Source organism: Pseudarthrobacter oxydans (genome assembly GCF_030812335.1).
In the GTDB taxonomy this organism is placed as follows: domain Bacteria; phylum Actinomycetota; class Actinomycetes; order Actinomycetales; family Micrococcaceae; genus Arthrobacter; species Arthrobacter oxydans_B.
Genome location: NZ_JAUSSN010000004.1, coordinates 96,860 through 123,361 on the forward strand (window position 1 = coordinate 96,860; position 26,502 = coordinate 123,361).

Genomic DNA, 26,502 nt, shown 5'->3' on the forward strand with positions numbered 1-26,502 from the left:
GTACCCGGCCGGCGGGGCCAGGGGGAAGCAGTTCCGTGGTTGTCATTGCTTCACCATAGGGACTGCGGGGAACGCGGTTCAACGGTCCGGAAACCCGGGGTCACGCGGGTTCATGCGGCGTCATATGCGGGACCGTCATCCGGGCTTTACAGCGGATTTATGGCGCTTTAGTCGCCTTTAACATTGACGAGCTGCCGGAGCTTGTGCCGGATCTTGACAAGGTCCGCGGAGTCGCGCATCACCGTGTCGATGGGTTTGTACGCCGCCGGGATCTCGTCGATGAAGGCCTTGCTGGGACGGAATTCGATGCCCTGCATGGCGGCCTTCAGCTGGGTCAGGGTGAAGGTCTTCTGCGCCGCATGCCTGGAGTATTCCCGTCCGGCGCCGTGCGGGGAGGAGTTCAGGGACTCTTTGTTCCCCAGCCCGACGACGACGTAGGATGCGGTGCCCATGGAGCCGGGAATCAGCCCGGGGTCGCCCGCCTCGGCCCGGATCGCTCCCTTGCGCGAGACCCAGACGGACTTGCCGTAATGCCATTCCCTGGCGGTGAAGTTGTGGTGGCAGTTGATCCGTTCGGCCTCGCGGACGGAGCCGCCGGTCCAGGATTCGAACTGCCGGACCACCCGGTCCATCATTTCCTCGCGGTTCAGCAGGGCGAAGTGCTGGGCCCAGCGGAGCTCCCGGATGTACCGGTCGAATTCGGGGGTGCCCTCGCGGAGGTAGGCCAGATCCGGGTGCGGCACCACGACCTTCCCGCTCCGGACCAAGCTCCGGGCCTCGCCGATGTGCCGCTGCGCGAGTTTGTTGCCCACGCCGCGGGAGCCGGAATGCAGGAACAGCCACACGGCATCCGTCTCATCGGCGCACACCTCGATGAAGTGGTTGCCCGAGCCCAGCGATCCCAGCTGCAGCGTCCAGTTGGCGGCGTACTGGCCGGGGTCGAACCGCGCCTTCGCCGCCAGGCGCCGCAGTTGGTCAATCCGGGGTGCGGCGGTGGCGCTGATCCTGTGGTTGAAGTGGCCGGCGGAGAGCGGAACGGCGTGCTCAATGCCCTCCCGCAGCGGCTTGCGGTCCTTCGGCAGGTCCTTGACGGAGTACTGCGTGCGCACGGCGATCATGCCGCAGCCGATGTCCACGCCCACGGCCGCGGGGATGACGGCGCCGAGGGTGGGGATGACTGATCCCACGGTGGCGCCGAGGCCCAGGTGGGCGTCCGGCATGAGCGCCAGATGCGGAAAGATGACCGACAGCTGCGCCGTGGCCAGGGCCTGCTGGCGGGTCGCGTCGTCAAGGATCGAGGCCCAGCTGAACAGCTTGCTGTTGATGACTTCCAACGATCTGCCCTCCCACGACGATGATCGTGGTCCGCCGGCCGGGTGGCAAGGGGTCCTGGACGGCGACCCGCAAGTAGCTAGGGTTCTTTCGGCGCATGACGACTCACCTAGACCGGCTCTGCGGCCGCTGTTGCTGCCTGCCGTCACGCTCATCAACCTGCGGCCGCTGACCCAAGTGGCTCGATGTGGCCAGTAGGCGTCCACCGCCCCCGCGGGCTCACCGGTTTCTCTGGTAACCCCAGGCCAAGGCTGCGTGCAGGTTGGGGAGGTTGAAACCTGGGTGGCGGGTCGCGAGTTCGTCCAGATGTTGCCCCGTCTGGTCCGGCTGCCATCCATAGCGCATCCCGTCCTCGATCAAGGTGGCTGAGCGGGCGAGAGCCGCCTCGATCTCCTCCGCCGACCACAGGTCACCCAGCACCTCGTGCAGATGGATCAGGACGATCCCGTCGTCGATATTTTGCCGGCCAAAGCGTCCGTTGACGTAGTGCAGGGCGAACACCGCGTTGAGCACATCCTGGAGGCGAGCCTCGGCGATGTTCTTGGCTCGTCGTTCCAGGGAGTGCCGGCGGAGTCGCTCGAGCTGGGCGACGGCATCGGACAGTGCCGCCTCATAGCGTTCGTCCGCGAAGCCGGGGACTTTGGCGCGGACCCGTTCCAGGGCCGTGGAGCGATCGGCGCCGCGGTACAGCAGTTCGCGGCCCTGGTAGGAGGAAGCAGCTCTCAGCCTGAATTCTCGTTGGTCGACCTTGTCCTGCCGACGCTGCTGACGGGTCACAGGTGCCCCTGTGCTCGTAGCGCGCGCTTTTGCCCGGGCACGCTTACGGCGTCGTGCGACAACGTTGCCGGTGACTGCCCCTGCCGCCAGAGTGGCCGCAATCCAGAGCGGATCCCGGGCGAGCACAGCCGGAAGCACACCGAGGACCAGCCCGATGAGCAGGCCTCGCTGCAGTGGGTCCAGCTGCTTCCATCCCGTCCTCATGCGACGACTCTAGCCCGCAGTCAGCTAAACCCAGGGCTGCACGCTCAGGTTTTGGGACCGGGCCTTAGCACGCCCAGCTCAAGGACCGGCTCAGATCGAGTAGCGCTCGTCCTCGTGGTCGCCGGGGTGGTCCTTGACGAGGCCGGCGGCGAGCGTGTTACCGTCCTGCGGATCGATCACCAGGAACGCCCCGGTGCGGCGGTGGTGCAGGTAGTTCTCCAGCGGCAGCGGCGCGGCGAGCCGCAGCTGGGCATGTCCAATGTCGTTGAGCTCCAGCGTGGTGGTCGGCTCGAGCTGGAAGTTGGCGAGGTCCAGCTTTCCCGTCACGTTCCGGACCAGCGCCTGAACCGTGCGGGTGCCGTGCTTGACCAGGACCTTGGCGCCCTCGCGGAGCGGTTTCGGCGAAAGCCAGCACAGCGCGGCGTACAGGTCGGCCGAGGCTTCCCGGATGGTGCCGGCCGCCGCGATCGTGTCCCCGCGGGCGACGTCGAACTCGTCCGCCAGGCGCAGGGCCACGGACTGCGGCGCCACGGCCTCGGTGAGCCGCCGTCCCGCGAAGTCGATGCCGATCACCGTAGTGGTGCGCGGGGCCTGGCCCGGGGTGAGGACGCTGACCTTGTCCCCGAGCTTCACGGAGCCCTCGGTGATCTGGCCGGCGTAGGCGCGGTAGTCGCGGTAGCCTTCGACGTCGAGCCCGGCGGCGACGGCGTCGGGAGCCAGCGCCCCCTGCGGCCGGACGACGAGCTGGACCGGGAAGCGGAAGCTTTCCAGGTGGCTTTCGAGTTCGTCCGCGGCCGGCAGCGTCTCCAGGACCTCGAGCAGGGCCGGGCCGTCGTACCAGGGCGTGCGGTCCGAGCGGTCCACGACGTTGTCGCCGTCGAGCGCGGACACCGGAATGACCAGCAGATCGGCAATGCCGTCCGCACCCAGGCCGAGCTCGCGGCCCACCTTCTGCACGTCGGCCTCGATCTCGCGGAACACGGACTCGCTGAAGTCCACCAGGTCGATCTTGTTCACGGCGACAATCACGTGCGCCACCCGCAGCAGCTGCAGCACGGACAGGTGCCGTCGGGTCTGCTCGAGGACACCCTTGCGGGCGTCGATGAGCACGACGACGGCATCCGCGGTGGACGCGCCGGTCACCGTGTTCTTGGTGTACTGCACGTGCCCGGGGCAGTCCGCGAGGATGAAGCTGCGGCGGTCCGTGGCGAAGTAGCGGTAGGCGACGTCGATGGTGATGCCCTGTTCCCGCTCGGCGCGCAGGCCGTCGGTGAGCAGCGCGAGGTCAATCGCCTGGATGCCGGCCGCGCCGGCGCCGCCGAAGCCGCGGTCCGCGGAGGTGCGGGCGACCGCGTCGAGCTGGTCGGCGAGGATCGCCTTGGAGTCGTGCAGGAGCCGGCCCACCAGGGTGGACTTGCCGTCGTCGACCGATCCGGCGGTCGCGAAACGGAACAGCGAAGCGTGCGCGAGGGGCGCCTCGTCAAGCAGGGCAGCCGCGCGGGCGGTGTCGATTTCGGTGCTCATTAGAAATAGCCATCCTTCTTGCGGTCTTCCATGGCGGCCTCGGAGATGCGGTCATCCGCCCGGGTGGCGCCACGTTCGGTGATGGTGGAGGCGGCAACTTCGATCACGACGTCGCGCACGGTGGCGGCGGACGATTCCACGGCGCCGGTGCAGGACATGTCGCCGACGGTCCGGTAGCGGACGGTCTTGGTGATGACCTGCTCGGTGTCGCGGGGCTGGGAGACCTCGCCGACCGCGCGCCACATGCCGTCGCGGGCGAAGACCTCGCGGTCGTGGGCGTAGTAGAGGCCGGGCAGGTCGATGTTTTCGCGCTCGATGTAGCGCCAGACGTCGAGTTCGGTCCAGTTGCTGATCGGGAACGCGCGGACGTGCTGGCCCACGGTGTGCCGGCCGTTGTAGAGGTTCCACAGCTCGGGCCGCTGGTTGCGCGGGTCCCACTGGCCGAACTCGTCGCGCAGGCTCAGGATGCGTTCCTTGGCGCGGGCCTTGTCCTCGTCGCGGCGGCCGCCACCGAAGACGGCGTCGAACTTGTTGCGCTGGATCGCATCCAGCAGCGGGACGGTCTGCAGCGGGTTGCGGGTGCCGTCAGCACGCTCGGCCAGATCGCCGGAGTCGATGAACTCCTGAACGGAGCCGACGACGAGCTTGAGCCCCAGCCGCTCCACGGTCCGGTCGCGGAACTCGATGACCTCGGGGAAGTTGTGCCCGGTGTCCACGTGCAGCACCGGGAAAGGCACCTTGCCGGGCCAGAATGCCTTGGTGGCCAGGTGCAGCATCACCACGGAATCCTTGCCGCCGGAGAACAGCAGCGCAGGCTTCTCAAACTCCGCAACGACCTCGCGGATGATGTGAATCGCCTCGGACTCGAGCGTGTCCAGGCTGGAGAGGCGGGGATGCGCCGCCTTCGGAGAATCAGCGTCAAGATCCAGCACGGAAAGCTCCAGGTCCTCGTTGGTGGTTTTGATGCTCATACGTGTAGTCCGCATTCTGTCTTGTCGGTTCCTGCCCAGCGGCCGGCGCGGGGGTCGTCGCCGGGCGCCACCTTGCGCGTGCAGGGCTGGCAGCCAATGGACGGGTAGCCCTGTGAAAGCAGCGGGTTGACGGGGAGAAGGTTGTCATCGGAGTACTGGACCAGCTGGTCGAAGCTCCAGGCCGCCACCGGGTTGACCTTAACCAGGCCGTTGACGTCGTCCCAGGTGACCAGCGGGGTGTTGGTGCGGGTGGGGGCCTCGTCGCGGCGGACCCCGGTGAACCAGAGCTCGTAGCCGGCCAGGGTGCGGCGCAGCGGGGCGACCTTGCGCAGCGCGCAGCACTGGGCGGCGTCGCGGGCGAAGAGGTCCTTGCCGAGCAGCCGGTCCTGCTGCTCCACGGTGTTCTCCGGCAGCACGTCGACAACGTTGACGCGCAGGCTCGCCGCGACCTCGTCGCGGGTCGTATAGGTTTCCGGGAAGTGGTAGCCGGTCTCCAGGAAGAGCACGTCGACGCCGGGAAGCTGGTCCGCGACGAGCGCCGGCAGGACGGCGTCGGCCATGGAGCAGGCGACGGCGACCGCGGGCAGCTCGAAGTTGCGCGCCACCCAGGCGATCACCTCGCGGGCCGGGGCGTCCCAGCCGAGCTCGGCGGCGCCGGATTCGGCGATGACCTTGAGCTCGTCGTGGGTGCGGAGGACGGGCGTGGCCACGGCGGCCGCCCCCTGGGGAGCAGCCTCCTGCGGAGCTGCACCAGCTACGGGGTCAACCCCCAGCGCGTGCTTGCTCACTGCAGATCACCCTCATCGGCCGCGAAGGCCCACTCGGCGAAGGTCTGGCCCTCGGTGTGGTCGGCCACGAACTTCCGGACCACGCGCTCGACGTAGTCAGGCAGGTCCTCGGCCGTGACCTTCAGGCCGCGGACGGTGCGTCCGAGGCCCGCCTCCTCGCGGCTGTCGGAAGCCAGCCCGCCGCCAAGGTGGACCTGGAAACCCGGGGTGGGGTCGCCGTCGGGCGTGGGAAGCATCATGCCCTTGAGGCCGATGTCCGCGGTCTGGATCCGGGCGCAGGAGTTGGGGCAGCCGTTGATATGCAGCGACAGGGCCTGCGGGAGCTGCTGCGTTTCGACGAGGTCGGCGAGGCGGCGTTCCAGCTCGGCGACGGCGGTGGCGGCCGTGACCTTGGTTTCGACGATGGCGAGCTTGCAGTATTCGATGCCGGTGCAGGCGATCGTGCCGCGGCGGAACACGGACGGGCGGGCGGAGAGGCCTAGGGCGTCGAGTTCGGCGACGAGCGGTTCCACCTGGTCCTTGGGCACGTCGAGAACGACGAGCTTCTGGTGCGGGGTGGTGCGCAGCCGCTGCGAGCCGCGGGCCTCCAGGGTGTCGGCGAGCTTCACGAGCTGGCCGCCGGAGAGGCGCCCGGCCAGCGGGGTGGCGCCGATGAAGAACTTGCCGTCCTTCTGCTCGTGCACACCGATGTGGTCGCCCGGGGTGGAGGGCTTCGGCGCGGCCGGGCCGTCGTCGAGCTTGTAGCCGAGGTATTCGTCCTCGAGGACCTGGCGGAACTTCACCGGGCCCCAGTCGGCCAGCAGGAACTTCAGCCGGGCCTTGGTGCGCATGCGCCGGTAGCCGTAGTCGCGGAAGATGCTGGTGACGCCGAGCCAGACGTCGGCGGCCTGGTCCGGCCGGACGAAGGCGCCGAGGCGCTTGCCCAGCATCGGGTTGGTGGAGAGCGCGCCGCCGACCCAGAGGTCGTAGCCGATGCCCAGTTCGGGGTGGACCAGGCCCACCAGGGCGACGTCGTTGATCTCGTGGACGACGTCCTGGCTGGGGTGGCCTGTGATGGCGGTCTTGAACTTGCGCGGCAGGTTGGCCAGTTCCGGGTCGCCGATGAAGCGTTCGGCGAGCTCGTGGATCAGCGGCGTCGGGTCGATGATCTCGTCCTTGGCGATGCCGGCGACCGGGGAGCCGAGGATGACGCGGGGCACGTCGCCGCAGGCCTCCGTCGTGGACAGGTCCACCGACTCGAGGCGGCGCCAAATTTCGGGGACGTCCTCGACCCGGATCCAGTGCAGCTGGATGTTCTGGCGGTCGGTGAGGTCGGCCGAGTCGCGGGCGAAGTCGACGGAGATCTGGCCGATGACGCGCAACTGCTCGGTGGTGAGCGCACCGCCGTCGATCCTGACCCGCAGCATGAAGTACTTGTCCTCGAGCTCGTGCGGCTCGAGCGTGGCGGTCTTGCCGCCGTCGATCCCGGGCTTGCGCTGGGTGTAGAGGCCCCACCAGCGGAAGCGGCCGTGCAGGTCCGTGCCCTCGATCGAGTCGAAGCCGTGCTTGGAATAGACGGACTCGATGCGCTCGCGGACGTTCAGGCCGTTGTCTTCCTGCTTCCAGGTTTCGTTCGCGTTCAGCGGCTCGGTGCCGTCCACTTTCCACTGCCCGTGCGGCTTTGCGGCGGGGCGGGAGGTGGGGCGCTTGGTGCGGCCTGGGGCAGCCTGGTCCGGGGACGCTCCGGCTAGAGCTGTATCAGTCATGGATCGACTCTAGGGCGGGCCGTAATGCCGTCACAAAGGTCCGGAAACGCGAGGTCACCTAGGGCAACAAATCGTCACGAAGCGTCGGCGAGCCTTGAAGTGGCGCGGGCGGTGTGCATGGGGCGGGTGCGTCAGGCGCCGGACGCCGGGCGCCCGACGGCGGCGGGTCAGGCCGTGCCCGGGGCGAGGCGGTTGCGGAGGCGGTGCGGCCCGGGCGCACGACGGCGGCGGGTCGCCCCCGGGTCAGGCGCCGGCCGCGAGCGCGGCGTCGTAGCGTTCCAGCGCGATCTCGGCGAGCACCGGCGACGGCAGCAGCGCCGCCGTGACGAGGTCCGCGCCGGCCTTGCCGAGCTGGTCGTGGAAGAAGCCCGGTGCCAGCAGGTAGGCGGCAATGACCACGCGTCCGCCCAAATCGACTGCCCCGGCAGACTCCCCCGCGCCGGCGCCGCCCGCGGCCTCCTCGCGGAGCATGGCCACGGCCTCGGGCACCGACGGCTTCGCGGACGCACCGTACGCGGCCACGATGCGGTTGGACCGCAGCGCGCGCAGCTGCTCCGTGAGCACCTCGACGTTCTGCGCGGCGGTGGGGTCGGAGGACCCCGCAGCGGCGAGGATCACGGCGTCGTTGTCGGTCACGCCCGCCTCCCGGAGCCGGACGTCCAGCAGCGCGGCGAGCCGCGGATCGGGCCCCAGCGGGGCGGCGGCGCGGGTGTTCGGGCGGCTCTTGACGGCCCGGGCGATGTCCACCTTGACGTGGTAGCCGACGCTCAGCAGCAGCGGGACGACGACGGCGGTCTCCCCCGCCGGCAGGCCCGCGACGACGTCCGGCAGCTCGGGGTCCTGGACGTCGACGTAGGCCTCGCGGACGTCGAGTCCGGGCCGCAGCGCGGCGATCCCGTCCCGGAGGGCGTTGACTTCGGCGGCACCCTCGGTGCTCGAGGTGCCGTGGGCGCAGGCGATCAGGATGGGGCTATTCATAGCCGTTAGCGTAACCTTGGACCCGCCCCATCCGCCCCCTTGCTATCCCACCGGGACCCTCCATGACTTTTTCCTTTAGCGTTGTCCTGCTCTGGCTGGACCTGGCCGGGGTCTTCTTCTTCGCGGTCTCCGGGTCCCTGCTCGCAGCACGGAAACAGTTCGACATCGTCGGCTCCCTGCTGCTGGCCTCGGTGGTGAGCCTGGGCGGCGGCGTCATCCGCGACATCATCATCAACGCCGGCCCGCCCGCGGCCTTCACCAACCCGGCCTACCTGGCGCCGCCGCTGCTCGCCGCGGTGCTGGTGTACTTCCTGTTCTCCAGCGTCCAGCGCTACACCTCGCTGCTCATCCTGTTCGACGCCGGCGGCCTGGCGCTCTTCTGCATCACCGGAACCCTCAAGGCGCTGGACGCCGGGATGAACCCGGTCGCGGCGGTGCTGCTGGGGGTCACGACGGCGGTGGGCGGAGGACTGCTGCGCGACATCACCGCCAATGAGGTGCCCCAGCTGTTCGACCCCAAGGACATCTACGCCCTGCCGGCGTTTGCGGGGGCGGTCCTGACCGTGGCCCTGTCCGTCACCGGCACATTTAACGCGTTCACCGCGGGTGCCGTCGCAGCCGTCGTTTTCGCCTTCCGCGTCACGGCCTGGCGGCGGAAGTGGTACGCGCCGCTGGCGGTCCGAGGCTGGCACCGGCTCGGCCTGAACGCGGCGGATGGCGGGCCCAAGGATTAGCTAGGATAAGAACCATGACTGACATGTTCCTCGAGAAGTTCCGCGCGCTTGTTCCGAAGTATCTCGAAGACGAATGGCAGGAAGAGGATGGCCTCGAGGCCGAGGAGCTGGACGAGGCCCTCGCCGAGCACCAGTTCCAGGTGCCGCAGGTGCTGCGGGAGTTCTACCTCGCGGTCGGCGGCTGCGAGGACATCATGGAGGCGTACCACTACTTCTGGGACCCCGAAGAGCTCGAAGTTGATGACGAAGGCTTCCTCATGTTCCTCGAGGACGAGGAAGAACAGTTCACCTGGGGTTTCCGGGTCGGCGACCTCAGTGTCCCGGATCCGATCGTGTACCGCCGCAACAACGCCCGCGGCCAGTGGAAGAGCGAAGAGGGCACGTTCTCCGAGTTCGTCTTCGACATGTTCGAGTGGGCCTTCAACGACGAGGACGAGGACTAAGCCCCGGGCCCCCGGGCCACCGCCACGCCGGCCGGCGGATTCTCCCCACCTTTGACTGGCACAGCCCGTGTGTTGCCCCGAACCGCCGGGGATCCCGGCCGGCGGGAAGCCGAAAGTGGGGAATCTCAGCGCACCACCCGGCCCCGCAGAACCTGCCACACTTCCCGGACGATCTTCTGCGGGTTGTAGACAACGTCCTGGTACCCGTACCGGAGTACGGCGTAGCCGGCGATTGTGCTGGCATTGTTCCTCAGCCGGTCTTTCTTGACCTGCCGGGCTTCCAGGTGCGTGCCTCCATCGATCTCCACGATGAGGAAGCCTTCCAGCAGAAAATCCACGATGCCGATTCCTGGCAGGTCCACCTGCGTCTGGGTGTAGATCCCTTCACTCCGGAACAGCAGCCTGGCCACAACTTCTATCGCAGAGTCCGCGGTTCCGTCGACTAGCTCCAGGACTCTGCGGGCCCCTCCGTTTCGATTTCCCGGAAGGCGTTGCCCGAGATAGCCGAGCGTGGTGCGGCCCTGCACCAGGGCGCTTTCCACCATGACCGCGGCTTCCACGGCTGGCAGGCATCTCACGGCATGCAACAACGAGTCGGTCAGCCCGGCCACCGGGCGCGGAAACTCCGGCGGCACCACACTGCCACGATGAACCACGACGCCGGCAGCCGAGCCATGCCGGCACAGAAGGTGCAGCCGCGCGGGGGCAAAAAGTCTCCAGAGCCCGTGGTGGGGGGCCGCCGAGGCGCAGCACAGCAGACCGTTGGCCAGGACGGCGGCAACGAGGTCCGGCTGCGCATCGTGCAGGGCCACTACTCCGTGCCGCAACCGCACCGCCTGCCCGGAAGCCAGGGTGTTTCTGATGGTTCGCTCGGTGAATCCGGCCTGCAACAGCGTCGCCGTCCGGGCCACCGAGCCGGCGTATCTCAAATACTCGGTGAGGTCCATGCCTCCAGCAGACCCGGCGGTGCCCACGTCGTAGAACCGGCAGTTGGACTATGTGGACAAACTCTCCGCCGAATTTCCCCACCTATCAGACACCCCAACGGCGTGCCGCAGCGAAAGGCCCGGGGTTTGGTGATGGAAACGTTGAAACGTGGGGAAAGTCCATCAGGCGTCCCCGAACAATCGTGTGACACTGGATTTACAGAATCCCTAGACAGCGTGACACTTCTGTCATATGCTCATTCATGGGTTCACCAAATGCCTCCGGTGGATCTGATGCGAACGGAGAAATGGCCCCGGTTCGACGCAACGGATGACTCGAAACGTTGCAGGAACCGGGGCCATTCCGTTTAAGCCGGAGCCCGTAGAGTCAGCTGGCGCGGTCCACCACGGCCAGCGCGAAGTTGGTCAGCGAGTCCTTCACGACACCCTCGGGCAGCGGCGCGAGCGCGGCAATGGCCTCCTGCGCCCAGGCGCGGGCCACCACCCAGGATTCCGCCGTCACAGGGTGCTCGCGCAGGCCGGCAACCGCGGCGGCGAGGGCCTCGTCGGAGCTGAGGTCGCCGTCGATGAGCTTCAGGAGCTCGACGGCGGACTGGTCGCCGTTCTCGGCCTTCTTGCGCAGCAGCAGCACGGGCAGGGTCGGCACGCCTTCGCGCAGGTCGGTGCCCGGGGACTTGCCGGACTTGACCTTGACGCCGGTGACGTCGATGACGTCGTCGGCGAGCTGGAAGGCGACGCCCACCTTTTCGCCGTACTCGACCAGCATCGGCTCGTAGGCCTCGTCGGCGCCGGAGAAGATCGCGCCGAGCTGGCCGGAGGCGGCCACGAGCGAGCCGGTCTTGTCCGCGATGACCGACAGGTAGTGTTCCACCGGGTCCTCGTCCGGACGCGGGCCGACGGTTTCGTGCAGCTGGCCCAGGCAGAGCCGCTCAAAGGTGCGGGCCTGGATGCCGAGGGCGCGGGAGCCGAGTTCGGAGACCAGGATGGAGGCGCGGGCAAAGATCAGGTCGCCGGTGAGGACCGCGACGGAGTTGCCCCAGACCTCGTGCGCCGTGGGGGCGCCGCGGCGGAACGGCGCGGAGTCCATCACGTCGTCGTGGTAGAGCGTCGCCAGGTGCGTCAGTTCGACGACGACGGCGGCCTGCACTACGGCGGGCCGGGAGGCGTCACCCAGGTGCGCGCAGAGCAAGGTCAGCAAGGGGCGGATGCGCTTGCCGCCGGCTTCCACGAGGTGGCGCGACGTCGCGTCAGCCAGCGGATCGGAGTTGGCGATGGCCTCGCGCAGCTTCTTCTCCACGCGGGCCAGGTTGGTGGTGATCGCCGGCCCCAGTTCGGGGTCGCCCGCGATCGCGGCAAAGCCGGCCGGCAGCTGCAATCCGGTGGCGATCGCGGTGGTGTTGAGGCTGGGCTCGGAGCTCGGCAGGCCGTGTCCGGCGTGCGTCCAGCTTTGGTCTGCAGAGTTGGTCACGGGTTAACCCTAACTTTTGTTGCGGAAACCGCGGAGTTGGCGCCGGTGTGGGTCGGGGTGTCGCCGTGCGCAGGGGCGTCGCCGGAGGCCGGGCCGGCGTGCGCCGGGCCCGCACTGGCAGCGCCCGCACCGGCAGCGTCCGCCCGGGCCAGGCCCTGGTTGGACGTCGCCGGGACCAGCGATTCGAGCACCCGGATGACGCGGTCCTCGAAGCCCTTGGCCGCGGGATCGGTCAGGTTGGCCAGCAGCCGCACCACAAAACGCATCAGCACAGGAATGGGCATGCCCGTCCGGAGGGCCAGTTTCATCACGGCCGGCTTGCCGATCAGGGCCGCGAAGGCGCGGCCCAGGGTGAAGTGCGAACCCCACTGGTCCCGCACGTAGTCCGCGTACCGCGACAGGTGCGCGTCGCCGTCGGCCGGGCCCCAGCCCGCGGAGGCCGAACGGGCGGCGCCGTCGATGATGAACTCGGCCGCGAACCGGGCCGACTCCATGGCGTAGGAGATGCCCTCGCCGTTGAACGGGGAGACCATCCCGCCGGCGTCGCCGAGCAGCAGTAGCCCGGGCGAGTAGTGCGGGGTGCGGTTGAAGCCCATCGGTAGCGCGGCGCCGCGGATCTCGCCGACCTGGTTTTCCGGCGTGAAGCCCCATTCGGCGGGCATGCCGGCGGTCCATTCGCGCAGGACCTGCTTGTAGTCCAGCTTGCCGAATTCCTTGGACGAGTTCAGGATGCCGAGGCCCACGTTGGAGGTGCCGTCGCCGACGCCGAACACCCAGCCGTAGCCGGGCAGCAGCTTGCCGTCGCGGCCGGGGAGCTCCAGCCAGCCTTCCATCCAGTCGTCGTCGTGCCGCGGGGAGGTGAAATAGGTGCGGACGGCGACGCCGAGCGGACGGTCGTCGCGCTTGCGGATCCCCAGCGACACGGCGGTGCGGCTGGAGTTCCCGTCAGCGGCGAGGACGACGTCGGCGGCGAAGTCGCGGGTCTCCCCCGTCTTGCGGCCGGACTCGTCCAGCAGGGCTGCGCGGACCCCGGTGACGCGGCCGTCGTCGGAGCGCAGGGCCTCGGTGACGCTGTGGCGTTCAAGCACGACGGCGCCCGCGGACTGGGCGTGCCGGGCCAGCTCCTCATCGAAGCCGAGCCGGGTGCGGATCAGGCCGTACTGCGGGAAGTCGGAGACCTCGGGCCAGGGCAGTTCGATGCTGCGGCCGCCGGCGAGCAGGCGCAGGCCCTTGTTGCGGCGCCAGCCGTCGGCTTCGGGGTGCGGCAGGCCGAGCTTCTGGATCTCGCGGACGGCGCGGGGGGTGAGCCCGTCGCCGCAGACCTTTTCCCGGGGGAAGCTGGTTTTCTCCAGCACCGTGACGTCGATGCCCGCCTGCGCCAGGTAGTAGGCGGCAGTGGATCCGGCCGGACCTGCTCCGACGATCAGTACTTTCACGGCGGCGACGAACTAACGCGCGGGCCGGGTGATGTTGCGGCGCAGCTTCGCCACCGGTCCGGTGTGGGCGGCCAGCGCCGCGGCGGCCGCGGAGGGGCCGGCCTCGGCGCCGGGCTTGACGCCGCGGTGCACGGCGACGATGCCGCCGCTGAGGTTGCGGTAGGAAACCTTGTCCCAGCCGGCTTCCTGCAGCCAGGCCGCGAGGTGGTCCTGGTCCGGCCAGGCACGGATGGACTCGGCGAGGTAGACGTAGGCGTCCGGGTTGGAAGAGACCTTGACGGCGATCGCGGGCAGCGCGCGCATCAGGTACTCGGTGTACATGGTCCGCCACAGCGGCACCACGGGCTGGGAGAACTCGGCGATGACCAGCTTGCCGCCGGGCTTGGTGACCCGGAGCATCTCGGCCAGGGCCTTCTTCGGCTCGTTGACGTTGCGCAGGCCGAAGGAGATGGTGCTGGCATCGAAGGTGTTGTCCGCGAAGGGCAGGCGCGTGGCGTCCCCGGCGATGAAGTCGATGTCGGGGCGGCGACGCTTGCCGACCTTGAGCATGCCCAGCGAGAAATCGCAGGCGATCACATCTATGCCGGCGTCGGCATATGGTTCGCTGGAGGTGCCTGTGCCGGCGGCGAGATCGAGCACCCGCTGGCCGGGCTTCACATCCATGGCTTCGACCACAACCTTGCGCCAACGGCGCGTCTGCCCCATCGACAGGACATCGTTGACGACGTCGTATTTGGGGGCGACGTCGTCAAACATCGTGGCTACTTCGTCCGGACGCTTATCCAAGGATGCTCGGTTCACCCTTACAGTGTCTCAAATGATCAGCACACACCCTAACCACGCCTGAACTGGGGCTGAACCGGGCGTCCGTGGCGCCGTGTTGTGCCTGCGGCGGGGCCTCCGGCGCGTCGGGAGTAGTGTGGTCTCACTATGACGAGCGCGTTCCGAACCTTGACAGTCCCCCTCGATGCAGAATCATTCCCCGGGGGGCTGCCGTCGTTTCTGGTCCGGGACGACCTCCTCTGCTGGACCCGCCGCGAAGCCGGCCTGGTCGGCTTCGGCGAGGTGGCCCGGTTCACCGCCACGGGACCCGAGCGTTTCCTCGAGGCGGACATCTGGTGGCGCCACCTGGTCATCGAGGCCGAGATCGACGACCCCGTCGGCTGGCCCGGCACCGGCCCCGTCGCCTTCGGCTCGTTCGCCTTCTCCAAAGCCTCCGCGCACGAATCGCGCCTGATCGTGCCCGAAATCGTTGTCGGGCTGCGTGACGGCAAGGCCTGGCTCACCCAGATGACGTTCGACGACGGCGACCTCACCGAAGCGGGCGCCCGCGCCGCCCTGGACCGCTGGCTCAGCGGCGGGAACGCTGGTGCGGGCGGCAACGTCGGTGCCGGCGGCAGTGCTGGTGCTGGCAGCATGGCGGACGGCACGCTCCTTGCCCGTGGCACGCTTGTTGACCGCCCCCTGGTTGACGCCACCCTGACTGCGGGCCCGACGCCGGGAACCGGCTCCGTTATGGACGGCACCGCCGCGATCGGCACAGCCGGGGACGGCACCGCCGGGACCTCCGCCGCGCCGGCGGGCGGCGCCGTCGTGCGCCCCATGCCGCTGGCCGCCGGGGCCACCCTGCACACCGGGTCGCTCAGCGAAGAAGACTGGATGGCGGCCGTCGCCGCGGGCGTGGCGGAGATCCGCACCGGGGCGCTGGAGAAGCTTGTACTGGCCCGCGACATCGTGGCCACCGTCCCGGCCGGGGTGAACGCCGCCGAAATCCTCCGCCAGCTCGCCGTCCGCTACCGCGAATGCTGGACTTACGGGGTGGACGGGCTCGTCGGCGCGACACCGGAGATGCTGATCCAGGTCGAGGGCCGCACCGCGCAGGCGCGGGTCCTGGCCGGCACCCTGGACCGCCGCGACGCCGACGGCATGGACGGCTCGCCGCTGGAGTTCGCCGAGCGGGTGCTGGCCGGATCCGAGAAACAGCGGCACGAACACGACATCGCCATCCAGTCCCTGACCACGCAGCTGGCACCGTTCTCGGAGGCGATGAACGCGCACAGCGAACCCTTCATCCTGGAGCTGCCCAACGTCTGGCACCTCGCCTCGGATGTGAAGGCGGAACTCGCCGAGGTCGAAGGCCACGTGCCCACCTGCCTCGCGCTGATCAACGCCCTGCATCCCACGGCGGCGGTCTGCGGCACACCAACCCAAGTCGCGGGCGCGCTGATCCGCAAGCTGGAGCACCTGGACCGCGGGCCGTACGCCGGACCGGTCGGCTGGCTCGACGCGGCCGGCAACGGCGAATGGGGCATCGCGCTGCGCGGCGCCGTCATCGAGTCCCCGGAGACCGTGCGGCTGTACGCCGGCTGCGGCGTCGTCGAGGGCTCGGTTCCGGAAGCCGAGCTCGCGGAAACCTGGGCGAAGTTCCGGCCGATGCTGGAGTCCCTCGGCATCAACAGCTAGAGTCCGGAATAGGAGACACCTCCCGCCCGCGGGGGCTTGCACTAGTGTCATCAATAGTTATCCAATGGTGAAACTAAGTTTCCTGTGATGCACATCTCGTATTCGGCGTTACACTATAAGCCGACTAAGTCACGTCTGCTCCTGCAACAAGAGGTAAAAAACCATGCAGCTCAAGTCCCTCGCCTCGGCAAAGGTGGCCGCCAAGGCAGCCGCACTCCTCGCCGCCGGCGCCCTCACGCTCACGGCCTGCGGCGGCGGTTCGACCCCCGCAGCCACCTCCGAAGGCGGCATCCAGCTCATCAACGCCGGCAAGCTGACCGTCTGCTCGGATGTGCCCTACGAGCCGTTCGAATTCCAGCAGGACGGCAAGATCGTCGGCTTCGACATGGACATCGCCGCCGAGGTGGCCAAGGACATGAAGGCCGAACTCAGTGTCGTCGACAGCTCCTTCGAGGCCATCGAGACCGGTACCGCGCTGACCCAGTGCGACGTCTCCATCTCCTCCATTTCCATCACGGACACCCGCAAGTCGGTCATGGACTTCTCCGACCCGTACCTCGACGACGACCTGACCCTCGTGGCCAGCGAGGCGTCAGGCATTACCAACATCGACGGCGCCAAGGGCAAGAAGGTCGGCGTCCAGCAGGCCACCACCGGCGCCCAGTACGCGAAGGATCAGGGCCTCGACGCGCAGCAGTTCGAGGACACCGGACTCCTGGTCCAGGCACTCAAGGCCGGCACCATCGACGCCGCCCTGGGCAACCAGTCCGTCCTCGGCTACGCCATCAAGGATGACTCCAATTTCAAGCGCGTGGAGAACTACGCCACCGGTGAAAAGCTGGGCATCGCCATCAAGAAGGGCAACACCGCCATGGCCACCCAGGTCAACGGCACGCTCAAGCGCCTGACCGACGACGGCACCTTGGCAAAGTTCGAGACCACCTGGTTCGGCGAACCCTCCAAGTAGCACCCGGCCTGAGACCTACGCAGTTGAGGCCCCGTACCGCTGTACAACAGTCCGTACGGGGCCTCATCTGCGCGAAACGAATGTGAGAACACCATGGCAATGACCGCACGTCAACGAGCCAAAGTCAGCCTGTACGTCCAGGCCGGAATCTTTGTGGTGGCCGTGATCGCCCTGATCCTGGCCACGGACTGGGAGACCATCAGCAACAGCGTCTTCAACTTCGCCAAGGTCGGCCCGATGTTCCCGGACATCATCCTGGTGGGCCTGAAGAACACCCTGATCTACACCGCCCTGGGCTTCATCGTGGGCCTGTCCGGCGGCCTGCTGCTGGCGCTGATGAAGCTCTCCTCGTTCCCGCTGTACCGCTGGATCGCCACCGGCTACATCGAGTTCTTCCGCGGCGTCCCGGCCCTGCTGGTGTTCATCGCGTTCGGCTACGGCGTGCCGCTGGCCTTCGGTGTCTCCTGGAACGTGACCGTGGTGGCCATGGTCTCGCTCGGCATGGTGGCCGCGGCCTACATCGCCGAAACCCTGCGCGCCGGCCTGCAGGCCGTGCCGAAGGGCCAGATGGAGGCCGCCCGTTCCCTGGGCATGCCGCAGTGGCGGGCGATGATCTCCATCGTCATCCCGCAGGCCTTCCGGATCGTCCTGCCGCCGCTGACCAACGAGGTCATCCTGCTGACCAAGGACTCCTCGCTGATCTACGTGCTGGGCCTGACCGCCTCGCAGTACGAGCTCACGAAGTTCGGCCGCGACGGCATCTCCAGCCTCGGCGCGGGTCTGACCCCGCTCCTGATCGCCGGCGCCCTCTACCTGGTGATCACCATCCCGCTGAGCCTCTTGGCCCGGAAGTTCGAAAGCCGCTCCGCGCGGACGAAGCGATAGGCAGGACAGTCATGAACGACGTCGTACAGAACGCCCCCTCCCCCAGCGGAGCCGTCCACGCCGCCGGGGTCTCCATCAAGGACCTGCGGAAGTCCTACGGCTCCAACGAAGTGCTGAAGGGGATCGACCTCGAGGTTGCCCCCGGCGAGGTCGTCTGCCTGATCGGGCCCTCGGGCTCGGGCAAATCGACCCTGCTGCGCTGCGTGAACCTGCTCGAACAACCGAACCAGGGCACCATCCACGTGGGCGGTTTCGAATCCACCGACCCGGATGTGGACATCGACAAGATGCGCCGCAAGGTGGGCATGGTGTTCCAGCAGTTCAACCTCTTCCCGCACCTCAGCGCTCTGCAGAACTGCACGATCGCGCAGACCAAGGTGCTCAAGCGCAGCCAGGCCGATGCCTCGGCGGCGGCCCGGAAGAACCTGGAGCGCGTCGGTCTGGGGCACCTCGCGGACCGTTTCCCGGACGAGCTCTCCGGCGGGCAGCAGCAGCGCGTGGCCATCGCCCGGGCCCTGAGCATGGACCCCGAGCTGATGCTCTTCGACGAGCCCACCTCGGCCCTGGACCCAGAGACCGTAGGCGATGTCCTTTCGGTCATGCGGAACCTGGCCAGGGAAGGCATGACCATGCTGGTGGTGACCCACGAAATGGGCTTCGCCCGCGAGGTCGCCGACCGTGTGGTCTTCATGGACGGCGGTGTCGTAGTGGAGCAAGGTGTGGCCGAGAAGGTCATCAGCTCCCCCGCCCACGCCCGCACCAAGGAATTCCTCCGCCGCGTGCTCGACCCGACCCACATCGACATCACGGAGTAGATCCCTCCCCCGGCGCGCCACCTTGCGCGGCGCGTTACGCCTGGCGATGCGTGTTACGCCTGGTGATGCGCAAAAGCCCTGACGCTACCGGAATACGGCAGCGTCAGGGCTTTTGTGCGTCATAAGGCAGGTTGCGGGTCATGAGGCAGGTTGCCGCGTCACTGTCACCGCGCAGAGCGTGCACGACGCCGGGGCACACCAGCCGCTGCCAGCTTACTTTCGAGCTGGCCGGCTGCCATCAGGTCGGCCCAGACCCAGCGGACGACGCCGTTTCCCAGTGCACGGATCCTGTCCTCTCTGGCCTTCTCCTCGACCACGGCCTGCGAAATAGTCCGGCCGTTCAGATATTCGGGTTTGACGTACTTTTCGATGCCGTCGAACTCGCCAGCTACCCGCACACTGTCCCAGTAGTAGTCCGTGTAGCCGACGAGCCCAGACCCATCGCGTATCTCGTGCTGGAGTTCCGGCGCCTCGAACCCCGCCACCCACATGAGAGTCCGGCTGTACGACTCGCCCGGAGAACCGGACCGCGAATCGGCAAACGCCACTGCCGCCCTGATCCGTCTCCCGGCAGCCTCGGTGTAATTGCCGTCGATTCCCGCCAAGAGCTGCTGCTTCGTGAGAGCTGGCAGACCCTGGGCAACGTCCGGTTTGAGCACGTGGTCGATAGGGACCACAGCCTCGACAAACGGTGAGAAGGCAGCGATATCCAGCACCGTGCGAAGTCTCCCGGTCACCAAGAGCCCGTCCCGCCGGACGCACTTCAATCCGGCCTTCGGGACATAGTGCCGCAGTACTCCCGCCCGCGAGCGTCCACCGTCGTTCTGCAGGGTCAGTGCATGCACGGGATGCCGTAGTCCGATGGTCGGAATTCGCCACACTGAAGCGGCGGAGTGCCAGGCGAAGATGGTCGGCGCAACAAAGGTCTCCGCCGCTGCACTGACCCGGACGCGGTACTGCTCCCAAGGTTTCAAGGCCCGCCAGACGCCCCCGTCGACATAGACACCGCGACGCACTCGGACCAGGGCGCCGGAGCGGCAGCGGCTGGCAAGCTCTTTTGGGGTCCGCCCTTGCTGGATGTTCTCGCGGGTGAGGATCAATTTTGGCAGCTCTTTCATGAAACGAACGTCCCAGCCCAGGGGCGGCCGCACCATGCACCGGCGCGGCCATGTGGATAACCCGACGCGGTTCCCGCTCCGCGACGCGGACCACCGGACGCGGCTGGTTCCCGACTCGACGCGGGCCACGCTCATGCGTGCTCCCTGCTCCCTCATCCTGCGATGCGGTTCCCGCTGTGCGGGTGCTCCCCCCATCCTGCGATGCGGTTCCCGTTGTGCGCGGCCCTGAAGTCCTGACGCTGCGGGTATACGAGCGCGCAGGCTATTCGGCGCGTCACGAAGCTCGTTCCGCGTCGCTGGGCACGCTCCGCAGCGACAGATGCGCATCGGATCGCCGGCTGCGTTCCGCCTCGCTGGACTCGGTGCGCGCGGGCGCTCCCTCATCCTGCGATGCGGTTCCCGTTGTGCGCGGCGCGCAAATCCTGACGCGGCGGGTATACGAGCGCGCACGGTATTGGGCGCGTCACGAGGCGCGTTCCGCATCGCAGGGTTCGTAGCGCATCGCAGGGTTCGTAGCGCGTCGCCGGGCTCGTGGCGCATCGCGGGCGCCGCTGTCCTCGCCTTGCAGGACGACCGCACTCTTAGCTCCCCTGGGCTGGTCGTTCTGGCGTCGCGCTCGCCAGCCCGAAACCGCCAGCGGCCGTGCTGCGTGCCAGCCCGCAACCGCAGCGGAATCGCGGCGGGCTAACGCGCGGCCGGGCTACTGCGCGGCGAGGACCCCGGCCACGGCGGCGGTCACGGCGGCCCGGATGCGGACGTGCAGGTCCCGCAGTCCATGCCGGTCCGTGTGAACCTCGATAATGCTGCGGCCCTTCCACGGTTCCGCCAGCGCCGCTGCGAGCTCCGCCGTGGTGCTGACCGAGCGGTGCGCGACGCCGTACGCGGCCGCGAGTGCCCCAAGATTCACGCTGTGCGGGGTCCCGAAGAGGCGTTCGACGGCGGTGCCGTAGCGTCCCGCGGCCTCGACCTCGCCGTGCTCCAGCAGCCCGAAGATGGCCCCGCCGGCGTCGTTGAGGACCACGATCCGCAGCGTAGGCTCCTCCTCCCCGGCGCCGAGCAGGAGGCCGCCGGCGTCGTGCAGGAAGGTGACGTCGCCCAGCAGCACCGTGGTTTCCTGCCGGCCGGCCAGAGCGATCCCGGTGGCCGTGGCGAGGGTCCCGTCAATGCCGGAGAGGCCGCGGTTGGCGAAGACGACGGCGGCCGGCTCGGAGGCGGGCGTTCCGGCGAGATCGACGTCGCGGATCCCGTTGGAGGAGCCGAGCACGAGCTGCCCGCGTGTATGCTCCCAGACCAGGGCGCCGACGGCTGGTCCGGTCGCTACAGGTCCGGTGGCAGCGGGCCCGGTCCCAGCCCCGGGCCCGGTAGCCGCAGGACCGGTCGCGCCGGCCCCGGGCCCAGGCCCGGCAGAACCGGTCACCTCGGGTCCGGCCGCGCCAGTCCCCGTCGCGCCAGTCTCGGCCGCAGCAGGCCCGGCTGAAGCGGGTCCGGCCCCCGAGCCAGGCCCCGTCGCGGCGGGCGAAGCGGTCCCGGCCCCCGACGCAGGCCCAGCACCCCCAGCCGCAGTCCCGGACAGCACCACATCCACCGCGTGCTGCGCGGCGGCCCCGGCCAGGAGCCAGGCATCCAGCCACGCCGCGGAGCCTCGGCCGGCGAAGTCGGCGAGGTCGCCCAAGTTGTCGAGCGGGAGTTCGGTGCGGCGGCCCGGCTCGTACCAGGCCACCGGCACCGGCTGGTACAGCGCCGAGGGGACGTCGGCACGGGCCAGCAGGGCACTCACCGGCCTGGAAAGCGTGGGCCGGCCAAAGAGGACCACGCGCTCGATCGGCTGCGCGGACTCCGGGCCGAACGCATCCAGGACAATCCGGTAGGGTCCCACCGCGTTGGGCCCGAACCGCGCGTTGGAGGACGGCTCGGCCAGCAGCGGCAGGCCGTGGGCGCGGGCGAACGCCTCGGCGACCGGACCGGCGTCGTGCCCGGCCAGCACCACCGTGCGCCGTTCCGGCAGGCCGGGCGAGGCGGGCGGGAAATCGAGGGCCAGCGGACCGCGCGGCGCGCGGTACACGCGGCGGCCGGACTCGGGCGGCAGCCGGTCCCCGGGCGCGGGAACGAGCGGGTCGCGGAAGGCCAGGTTGAGCTGCACCGGCCCGGGCGGGGTGTCCTCGAAGGCGCCGGTGGCGGCGCTCAGCGCGGTCTCGACGGCGCGCCGCGGGTCGCTGCCGGCGGGCACGTCGGCGGCGAAACGGACATGCTCCCCGAACAGGTCCAGCTGCGCCGTGGTCTGGTTGGCGCCGGTCCCGCGGAGTTCCTCGGGACGGTCGGCCGAGATCACCACGAGCGGGACGGCGGCGTGGTTGGCCTCCATCACCGCCGGCAGGAGATTGCCGACGGCGGTCCCGGAGGTGGTCAGCACCGCCGCGGGCGCACCCGTGGCGAGGGCCAGGCCCAGGGCGGTGAAGCCGGCGTCGCGCTCGTCGATCCGGACCAGCAGCTCGACCCGGCCGGCGGCGTCGGCCTCGGCCAGGGCGTAGGCCATCGGCGCGGAGCGCGAGCCCGGCGCGACCACCACGTAGCGGACCCCCTCGAGCAGCAGGGCCGCGACGGCGATCCGGGCGGCATCCAGCGCGCTCAGCTCCTCCGCGCCCAGCTCCTCCGAACTCACATGTTCTCCGGCGTCTCGATGCCGAGCAGGTCCAGGCCCTCGGACAGCCGGTGCAACACCAGGGCGCACAGGGCGAGCCGCGACTCCCGGACCGAATCCTCGGACTTCAGCACCGGGCACTGGTCGTAGAAAGCCGTGAACAGCTGCGCGAGTTCGAACAGGTAGGTGCACAGCCGGTGCGGCTCCAGCGCCTCGCGCACCTTGTGCAGCGTGGCGCCGTACTCGAGAAGGTGCAGGGCCAGGGCGCGTTCGGCGGGTTCGACGACGGCGATCGGCGTGGCGGGAATGCCACCGTCGCTGTCGGTCCCGGCAGTTTCGGCCACCCCTGTTGTCGCCGCCGTGCCGCCATCGATTACCGTCCCCGCGGTTGTCGCCGCCGTGCCGCCGTCGATCCTGGTCCCGGCGCTTGTCCCCGGCGTGCCGCCGTCGATCCTCGCCGCTTCAACGGCGGTGTACCGCTCCAGCACTCCGGCCTTGCGCAGGATCGAGCGGATCCGCGCGGCGGCGTACTGGACGTACGGTCCGGTGTTGCCGCTCAGGGCCAGCATCCGGTCGAAGTCGAAGACGTACTCGGTGTCGTGCCCCACGGAGAGGTCGGCGTATTTGACCGCGCCGATGCCCACCTGCCGGGCGGTCACGGCGCGCTCCGCCTCGGTGAGTTCGGGCCGGCTGGCGTCGATGACGGCGCGGGCGCGGTCCACGGCCTCCTCCAGCAGGGCCATGAGCTTGACCGGGGCGCCGGAGCGGGACTTCAGGATCTTCCCGTCCTCCCCCAGCACGTTGCCGATCTGCACGTGCACGGCCTCCACCGTGTCCGGCAGCCATCCGGCTTCCCGGGCCGTGGCCATCACCATCCGCAGGTGCATGTTCTGCGGCGCGCCCACGACGTACAGGACACGGTTGGCCTCCAGCTCGCGGACCCGGTACCGGATGGTGGCGAGGTCGGTGGTGCCGTAGCCGTAGCCGCCGTCGGACTTGCGGATGATCAGCGGCATCGGCTCGCCGTCGCGGCCGGTGAAGCCGGCCGGGAAGGTGCACAGGGCGCCGTCGCTGATCCGGGCGATGCCGCGTTCCTCGAGTTCCTGGCACAGCTGTGCCAGATGGGCATCGTAGGAGCTTTCGCCGGCGATGTGGTCGTCGGTGAGGCTGATGCCCAGCATCGAGTAGATGGCGTTGAAGTAGCGTTTGGACTGGGCGACGAGCCGCTGCCAGACGGCGAAAGTCTCCTCGTCGCCGCTCTGCAGTGCGACGACGCGTTGCCGCGCGCGGGTGGCGAAGCCGTCCTCGTCAGTGGCGGAGGCGTCGAACTTGGCGCGGGCCGCCTGGTAGAACGCGCTGGGGTCATCGACCAGCAGCGCCGCCTCCGGGGAGTCCTCGCCGATCTCCAGCCAGTGCTCGATCAGCATGCCGAACGGGGTGCCCCAGTCGCCGATGTGGTTCTGCCGGATCACGGTGTCGCCCAGCGCCTCGAGCACCTTCACGAGGCTGTCGCCCACCACCGTGGTGCGCAGGTGCCCGACGTGCATTTCCTTCGCGACGTTCGGGGAGGAGTAGTCGACGACGACGCGCTGGGCTTCCGCCGCCGGCAGGGCCGGGGCGCCGGGAGACGCGGCGTTGAGCAGTTCCTCGATCCAGGTCCCGTCGAAGGTGAGGTTGATGAAGCCGGGTCCGGAGATCTCGACGGCGGTGCAGATGCCGTCCAGGTCCAGGGCCTCGACGATCCGGGCGGCGGCGTCCCGCGGGGCCATGCCGACCTTCTTGGCCAGTGCCATGGCGGCGTTGATCTGGATGTCCGCGAACTGCGAAGGCCGGACCACGGGGTCGGTCTCGCGGTACTCTTCGCCGAACGCGCTGGCAATTGCTGCCTGGACTCTGGGGACAACCATTTCGGCCGGATTATTCACACTGTTCAAATTATCAGTTCCCCCGCGCCCCGGCGCTCCCCCGCCGGCGTCCCCAGTCACCAGACGCTCCCGCACGTCCGGCAGTTAGACGACAGACGCTCCCGCACATCCCGCCGTCGAACTGCGGAACGTGAGGAAGCGTCTGCCCGAAAGCTGCCAAAGGTGAGGGAGCGTCCGCCCGAAAGCCCCCAAACGCGAGGGAGCGTCCGGGAAGGGGTCAGGCGTCGGTGCGGAAGACCTGGACCACCGACGGGCGCGGGGCGCGGGCCTGGCCCGGGGCCGGCGTCGTGCCCGCCGGGACGTAGTCCGGGAAGAAGGACAGCTGCGCGTCGAAGGTGCCGTCCTCGCCCGGGTGCTGCACGGAGACGAAGACGGTGCGTTCCTCGTCGCGGATGATCGGCCCGCAGGTTTCGCCGTCGCGCGGGACGGCGAGGAACTGCTCCACGCGGCCGCGCTCGGCGCCGTCGAGGGTGACCTTGAACAGCCCGTCGGCCTTGCCGATGCCGGAGGGGGCGCCGTCGGTGGAGATCCAGAGGTTGCCGACCGAGTCGAACGCGAGGTTGTCCGGGCAGGAGATGGGCGAGACCTGGTCGACCGGGAAGCCGGAGAAGTAGGTCACGTCCCCGGACGCCGGATCGCCGCAGACCATCAGCAGGTTCCAGGTGAACTTCGTGGAGGTCTGGTCGCCGGTCTCGGTGATTTCCACGATGTGGCCGTCGCGGTTGGCGTTGCGGGGGTTGACCTCGGTGGCGCCTTCCTTGCCGATCTTGCCGCGGTCCGAGTTGTTGGTGCAGGCGACGTAGACCTTGCCGGTGTGCAGGCTCGGCTCGACGTCCTCGCAGCGGTCCATCTTGGTAGGTCCCACCTTGTCCGCGGCCACACGCGTGTAAACGAGCACCTCCTCGACGGACATCCCGGGCACCTTGGAGACCCCGCCGACGACGAGCGGCAGCCATTCGCCTGTGCCGTCGAAGCCGCCGTCGGACGGGACCGTGCCCGTGCCGGTGATTTCGAGGGCCGGGGAGCTGCCCGTGAAGCGGGCCACGTAGAGGTCGCCCGCGGAGAGCAGCGTCATGTTGTGCTTCCGGTCCCCCTCCACGTACTTCGCGGCGGAGACGAACTTGTAGAGGTAGTCGAAGCGCTCGTCGTCGCCCGAGTAGGCCACCACATGCCCGGACTCGGCCACAATCACGTTGGCGCCCTCGTGCTTGAACCGGCCCAGGGAGGAATGCTTCTTCGGGGTCGACGTCGGGTCGAACGGGTCGACCTCGACGATCCAGCCGAAGCGGTTGGCTTCGTTCTCGTAGCCCGGCGTGCGGGTGTCGAAGCGCGGGTCGTCGAGTTCCCACTGCCGGGCCGTGGGCTTGTTGGTGAGCCCGTAGCGCTTGTCCTCGGCGGAGAGGCCGGGCGCGACGAAGTACCCGTTGAAGTTCTCCTCACCGGAGAGGATGGTGCCCCAGGGGGTGGTGCCGCCGGCGCAGTTGCCCAGCGTGCCGAGGATGGTGCGGCCGGCCGGGTCGGCGGAAGTGCGGACCAGCGGCGAGCCGGCCACCGGCCCGGTGAGCTCGTAGGCCGTGTTGTTCAGGTAGCGGCGGTTCAGCGCGGCGCCCTTGACGTAGTTCCACGGCGTGTTCTTGTTCTGCCGCTCCAGCTCGACGACGGTGAGCCCGTGCGCGGCGGCGCCGACCTTCCGGACGTCGGCGGCGGGCATCGAGGCCGGGAACATGATGGTCTCGTTGGTGTATTCGTGGTTCGCGAAGAGCACCGCGCGGCGGCCCTTGCTGCCCGGGATCTCGAGGATGTCCGTGTAGTCGTTGTTGTAGCCGAACTGCCGCGCCTGGGCGGCCGCGGTCTGGTTGCCGAGGTCGAAGTCCGGGGCGTCGTTGAAGATCGGGTCACCCCAGCGGATCACGGGCTGCCAGGTGAAGCCTTCCGGAACCGTGACGGCGTCGACGGCGGCATCCACCGGGGCGATCGCGGTGAACTTGAGCTTGGACGCGCCGTAGCCGTTCTTGGCTGCCGGGGACAGGCCGGGGCCGCCGGCGACTGCGGCTTCGGGCGAGGCCAGGGCACCGCCGAACGCGACGGCGAGGGCCCCGGCGGCGCCGAAGCCCAGGGCGGCGCGGCGGGACATGGTCGCGGAGGCGATGTCGCGGAAGTAGCTGTTCGAGCTGGTGTTGCAGACGTCACCGCTGCAGGCGTTGTCGCATTTCAGCGCGCAGGTGACGGCGCTGCGCTTGCCTTTGGTGTGGCCGAGCATGGGGAGCAGGGAGAACTTGCGTCCGGAGGAAACAGACATGGAGAGACCTTCCACGGGTGGATTGGGGTGCCTGCCCACCGTTTC

At 69.0% G+C, this 26,502-nt stretch carries 20 protein-coding genes and 1 pseudogene; 6 read left to right on the forward strand and 15 right to left on the reverse strand.

Translation table 11 applies throughout. From position 1 onward, the window contains the following. Positions 1–167: 167 nt before the first annotated feature. From J2W14_RS08005 to J2W14_RS08035, 7 genes are all read right to left on the reverse strand, one after another. Positions 168–1,334 (reverse strand): RtcB family protein, encoded by a 1,167-nt coding sequence (locus tag J2W14_RS08005; RefSeq protein ID WP_307460899.1) that lies wholly within the window; start codon positions 1,332–1,334, stop codon positions 168–170. 217 nt (positions 1,335–1,551) lie between these two features. Further along, positions 1,552–2,313: a hypothetical protein gene (locus J2W14_RS08010; RefSeq protein WP_307460902.1), complete on the reverse strand. Its 762-nt coding sequence runs from the start codon at positions 2,311–2,313 to the stop codon at positions 1,552–1,554. A 90-nt stretch (positions 2,314–2,403) separates the two neighbouring features. Then, positions 2,404–3,837, reverse strand: coding sequence for a sulfate adenylyltransferase subunit 1 (locus J2W14_RS08015; RefSeq protein ID WP_307460905.1), 1,434 nt, complete (start codon positions 3,835–3,837; stop codon positions 2,404–2,406). After that, on the reverse strand, positions 3,837–4,808 hold the full coding sequence (cysD, locus tag J2W14_RS08020; protein WP_307460908.1) for a sulfate adenylyltransferase subunit CysD: 972 nt from the start codon (positions 4,806–4,808) through the stop codon (positions 3,837–3,839). The genes J2W14_RS08015 and cysD overlap by 1 nt, the downstream gene beginning before the upstream one ends. After that, positions 4,805–5,596: a phosphoadenylyl-sulfate reductase gene (locus tag J2W14_RS08025; protein ID WP_370871225.1), complete on the reverse strand. Its 792-nt coding sequence runs from the start codon at positions 5,594–5,596 to the stop codon at positions 4,805–4,807. The genes cysD and J2W14_RS08025 overlap by 4 nt, the downstream gene beginning before the upstream one ends. Further along, the gene (locus tag J2W14_RS08030) at positions 5,593–7,341 is read right to left on the reverse strand and encodes a nitrite/sulfite reductase (protein ID WP_307460913.1); all 1,749 of its coding nucleotides are present in this window, start codon (positions 7,339–7,341) and stop codon (positions 5,593–5,595) included. The genes J2W14_RS08025 and J2W14_RS08030 overlap by 4 nt, the downstream gene beginning before the upstream one ends. Before the next feature lie 243 nt (positions 7,342–7,584). After that, positions 7,585–8,319: a sirohydrochlorin chelatase gene (locus J2W14_RS08035; RefSeq protein WP_307460916.1), complete on the reverse strand. Its 735-nt coding sequence runs from the start codon at positions 8,317–8,319 to the stop codon at positions 7,585–7,587. A 62-nt stretch (positions 8,320–8,381) separates the two neighbouring features. Between J2W14_RS08035 and J2W14_RS08040 the strand changes: the two genes are divergently transcribed. Together J2W14_RS08040 and J2W14_RS08045 are read left to right on the forward strand one after the other, a co-directional pair. After that, positions 8,382–9,053 (forward strand): trimeric intracellular cation channel family protein, encoded by a 672-nt coding sequence (locus J2W14_RS08040; RefSeq protein ID WP_307460919.1) that lies wholly within the window; start codon positions 8,382–8,384, stop codon positions 9,051–9,053. Between the two features lie 14 nt (positions 9,054–9,067). Further along, positions 9,068–9,496 carry a hypothetical protein gene (locus J2W14_RS08045; protein ID WP_307460922.1) on the forward strand — a complete coding sequence of 143 codons (429 nt, stop codon included), beginning with the start codon at positions 9,068–9,070 and terminating at the stop codon, positions 9,494–9,496. A gap of 125 nt (positions 9,497–9,621) precedes the next feature. Here the strand turns inward: J2W14_RS08045 and J2W14_RS08050 are convergent, their stop codons facing one another. The 4 genes and pseudogenes from J2W14_RS08050 to J2W14_RS08065 form a co-directional block, all read right to left on the reverse strand. Continuing rightward, positions 9,622–10,443 carry an endonuclease domain-containing protein gene (locus tag J2W14_RS08050; protein ID WP_307460924.1) on the reverse strand — a complete coding sequence of 274 codons (822 nt, stop codon included), beginning with the start codon at positions 10,441–10,443 and terminating at the stop codon, positions 9,622–9,624. A gap of 367 nt (positions 10,444–10,810) precedes the next feature. Next, the gene (locus tag J2W14_RS08055; protein ID WP_307460927.1) at positions 10,811–11,911 is read right to left on the reverse strand and encodes a polyprenyl synthetase family protein; all 1,101 of its coding nucleotides are present in this window, start codon (positions 11,909–11,911) and stop codon (positions 10,811–10,813) included. A gap of 151 nt (positions 11,912–12,062) precedes the next feature. Next, positions 12,063–13,347: pseudogene (locus tag J2W14_RS08060) on the reverse strand (geranylgeranyl reductase family protein); the annotation flags it as partial. 12 nt (positions 13,348–13,359) lie between these two features. Continuing rightward, positions 13,360–14,148 carry a demethylmenaquinone methyltransferase gene (locus J2W14_RS08065; RefSeq protein ID WP_307460931.1) on the reverse strand — a complete coding sequence of 263 codons (789 nt, stop codon included), beginning with the start codon at positions 14,146–14,148 and terminating at the stop codon, positions 13,360–13,362. Positions 14,149–14,277: 129 nt separating this feature from the next. Between J2W14_RS08065 and J2W14_RS08070 the strand changes: the two genes are divergently transcribed. From J2W14_RS08070 to J2W14_RS08085, 4 genes are all read left to right on the forward strand, one after another. Beyond that, positions 14,278–15,810: an isochorismate synthase gene (locus tag J2W14_RS08070; RefSeq protein WP_307460933.1), complete on the forward strand. Its 1,533-nt coding sequence runs from the start codon at positions 14,278–14,280 to the stop codon at positions 15,808–15,810. Positions 15,811–15,973: 163 nt separating this feature from the next. After that, positions 15,974–16,777 (forward strand): ABC transporter substrate-binding protein, encoded by an 804-nt coding sequence (locus J2W14_RS08075; protein ID WP_307460936.1) that lies wholly within the window; start codon positions 15,974–15,976, stop codon positions 16,775–16,777. A gap of 93 nt (positions 16,778–16,870) precedes the next feature. Then, entirely contained in the window at positions 16,871–17,662 is a 792-nt protein-coding gene (locus tag J2W14_RS08080; RefSeq protein WP_307460939.1) for an amino acid ABC transporter permease, read from the forward strand. Between the two features lie 11 nt (positions 17,663–17,673). Continuing rightward, a complete protein-coding gene (locus J2W14_RS08085) occupies positions 17,674–18,477 on the forward strand; it encodes an amino acid ABC transporter ATP-binding protein (protein WP_307460941.1) in 804 nt (267 codons plus the stop codon). 164 nt (positions 18,478–18,641) lie between these two features. Here the strand turns inward: J2W14_RS08085 and J2W14_RS08090 are convergent, their stop codons facing one another. The 4 genes from J2W14_RS08090 to J2W14_RS08105 all read right to left on the reverse strand — a co-directional run bounded on the left by J2W14_RS08090 (position 18,642) and on the right by J2W14_RS08105 (position 26,457). Then, positions 18,642–19,595, reverse strand: a complete 954-nt coding sequence (locus J2W14_RS08090) for a hypothetical protein (protein ID WP_307460944.1) — start codon at positions 19,593–19,595, stop codon at positions 18,642–18,644. A 700-nt stretch (positions 19,596–20,295) separates the two neighbouring features. Then, the gene (gene menD, locus J2W14_RS08095) at positions 20,296–22,254 is read right to left on the reverse strand and encodes a 2-succinyl-5-enolpyruvyl-6-hydroxy-3-cyclohexene-1-carboxylic-acid synthase (RefSeq protein ID WP_307460947.1); all 1,959 of its coding nucleotides are present in this window, start codon (positions 22,252–22,254) and stop codon (positions 20,296–20,298) included. Next, complete coding sequence (gene argS, locus J2W14_RS08100) at positions 22,251–24,140, reverse strand: arginine--tRNA ligase (protein WP_307460952.1); 1,890 nt, start codon at positions 24,138–24,140, stop codon at positions 22,251–22,253. The genes menD and argS overlap by 4 nt, the downstream gene beginning before the upstream one ends. A gap of 235 nt (positions 24,141–24,375) precedes the next feature. After that, positions 24,376–26,457 (reverse strand): PhoX family protein, encoded by a 2,082-nt coding sequence (locus J2W14_RS08105; RefSeq protein ID WP_307460954.1) that lies wholly within the window; start codon positions 26,455–26,457, stop codon positions 24,376–24,378. Positions 26,458–26,502: the final 45 nt, after the last annotated feature.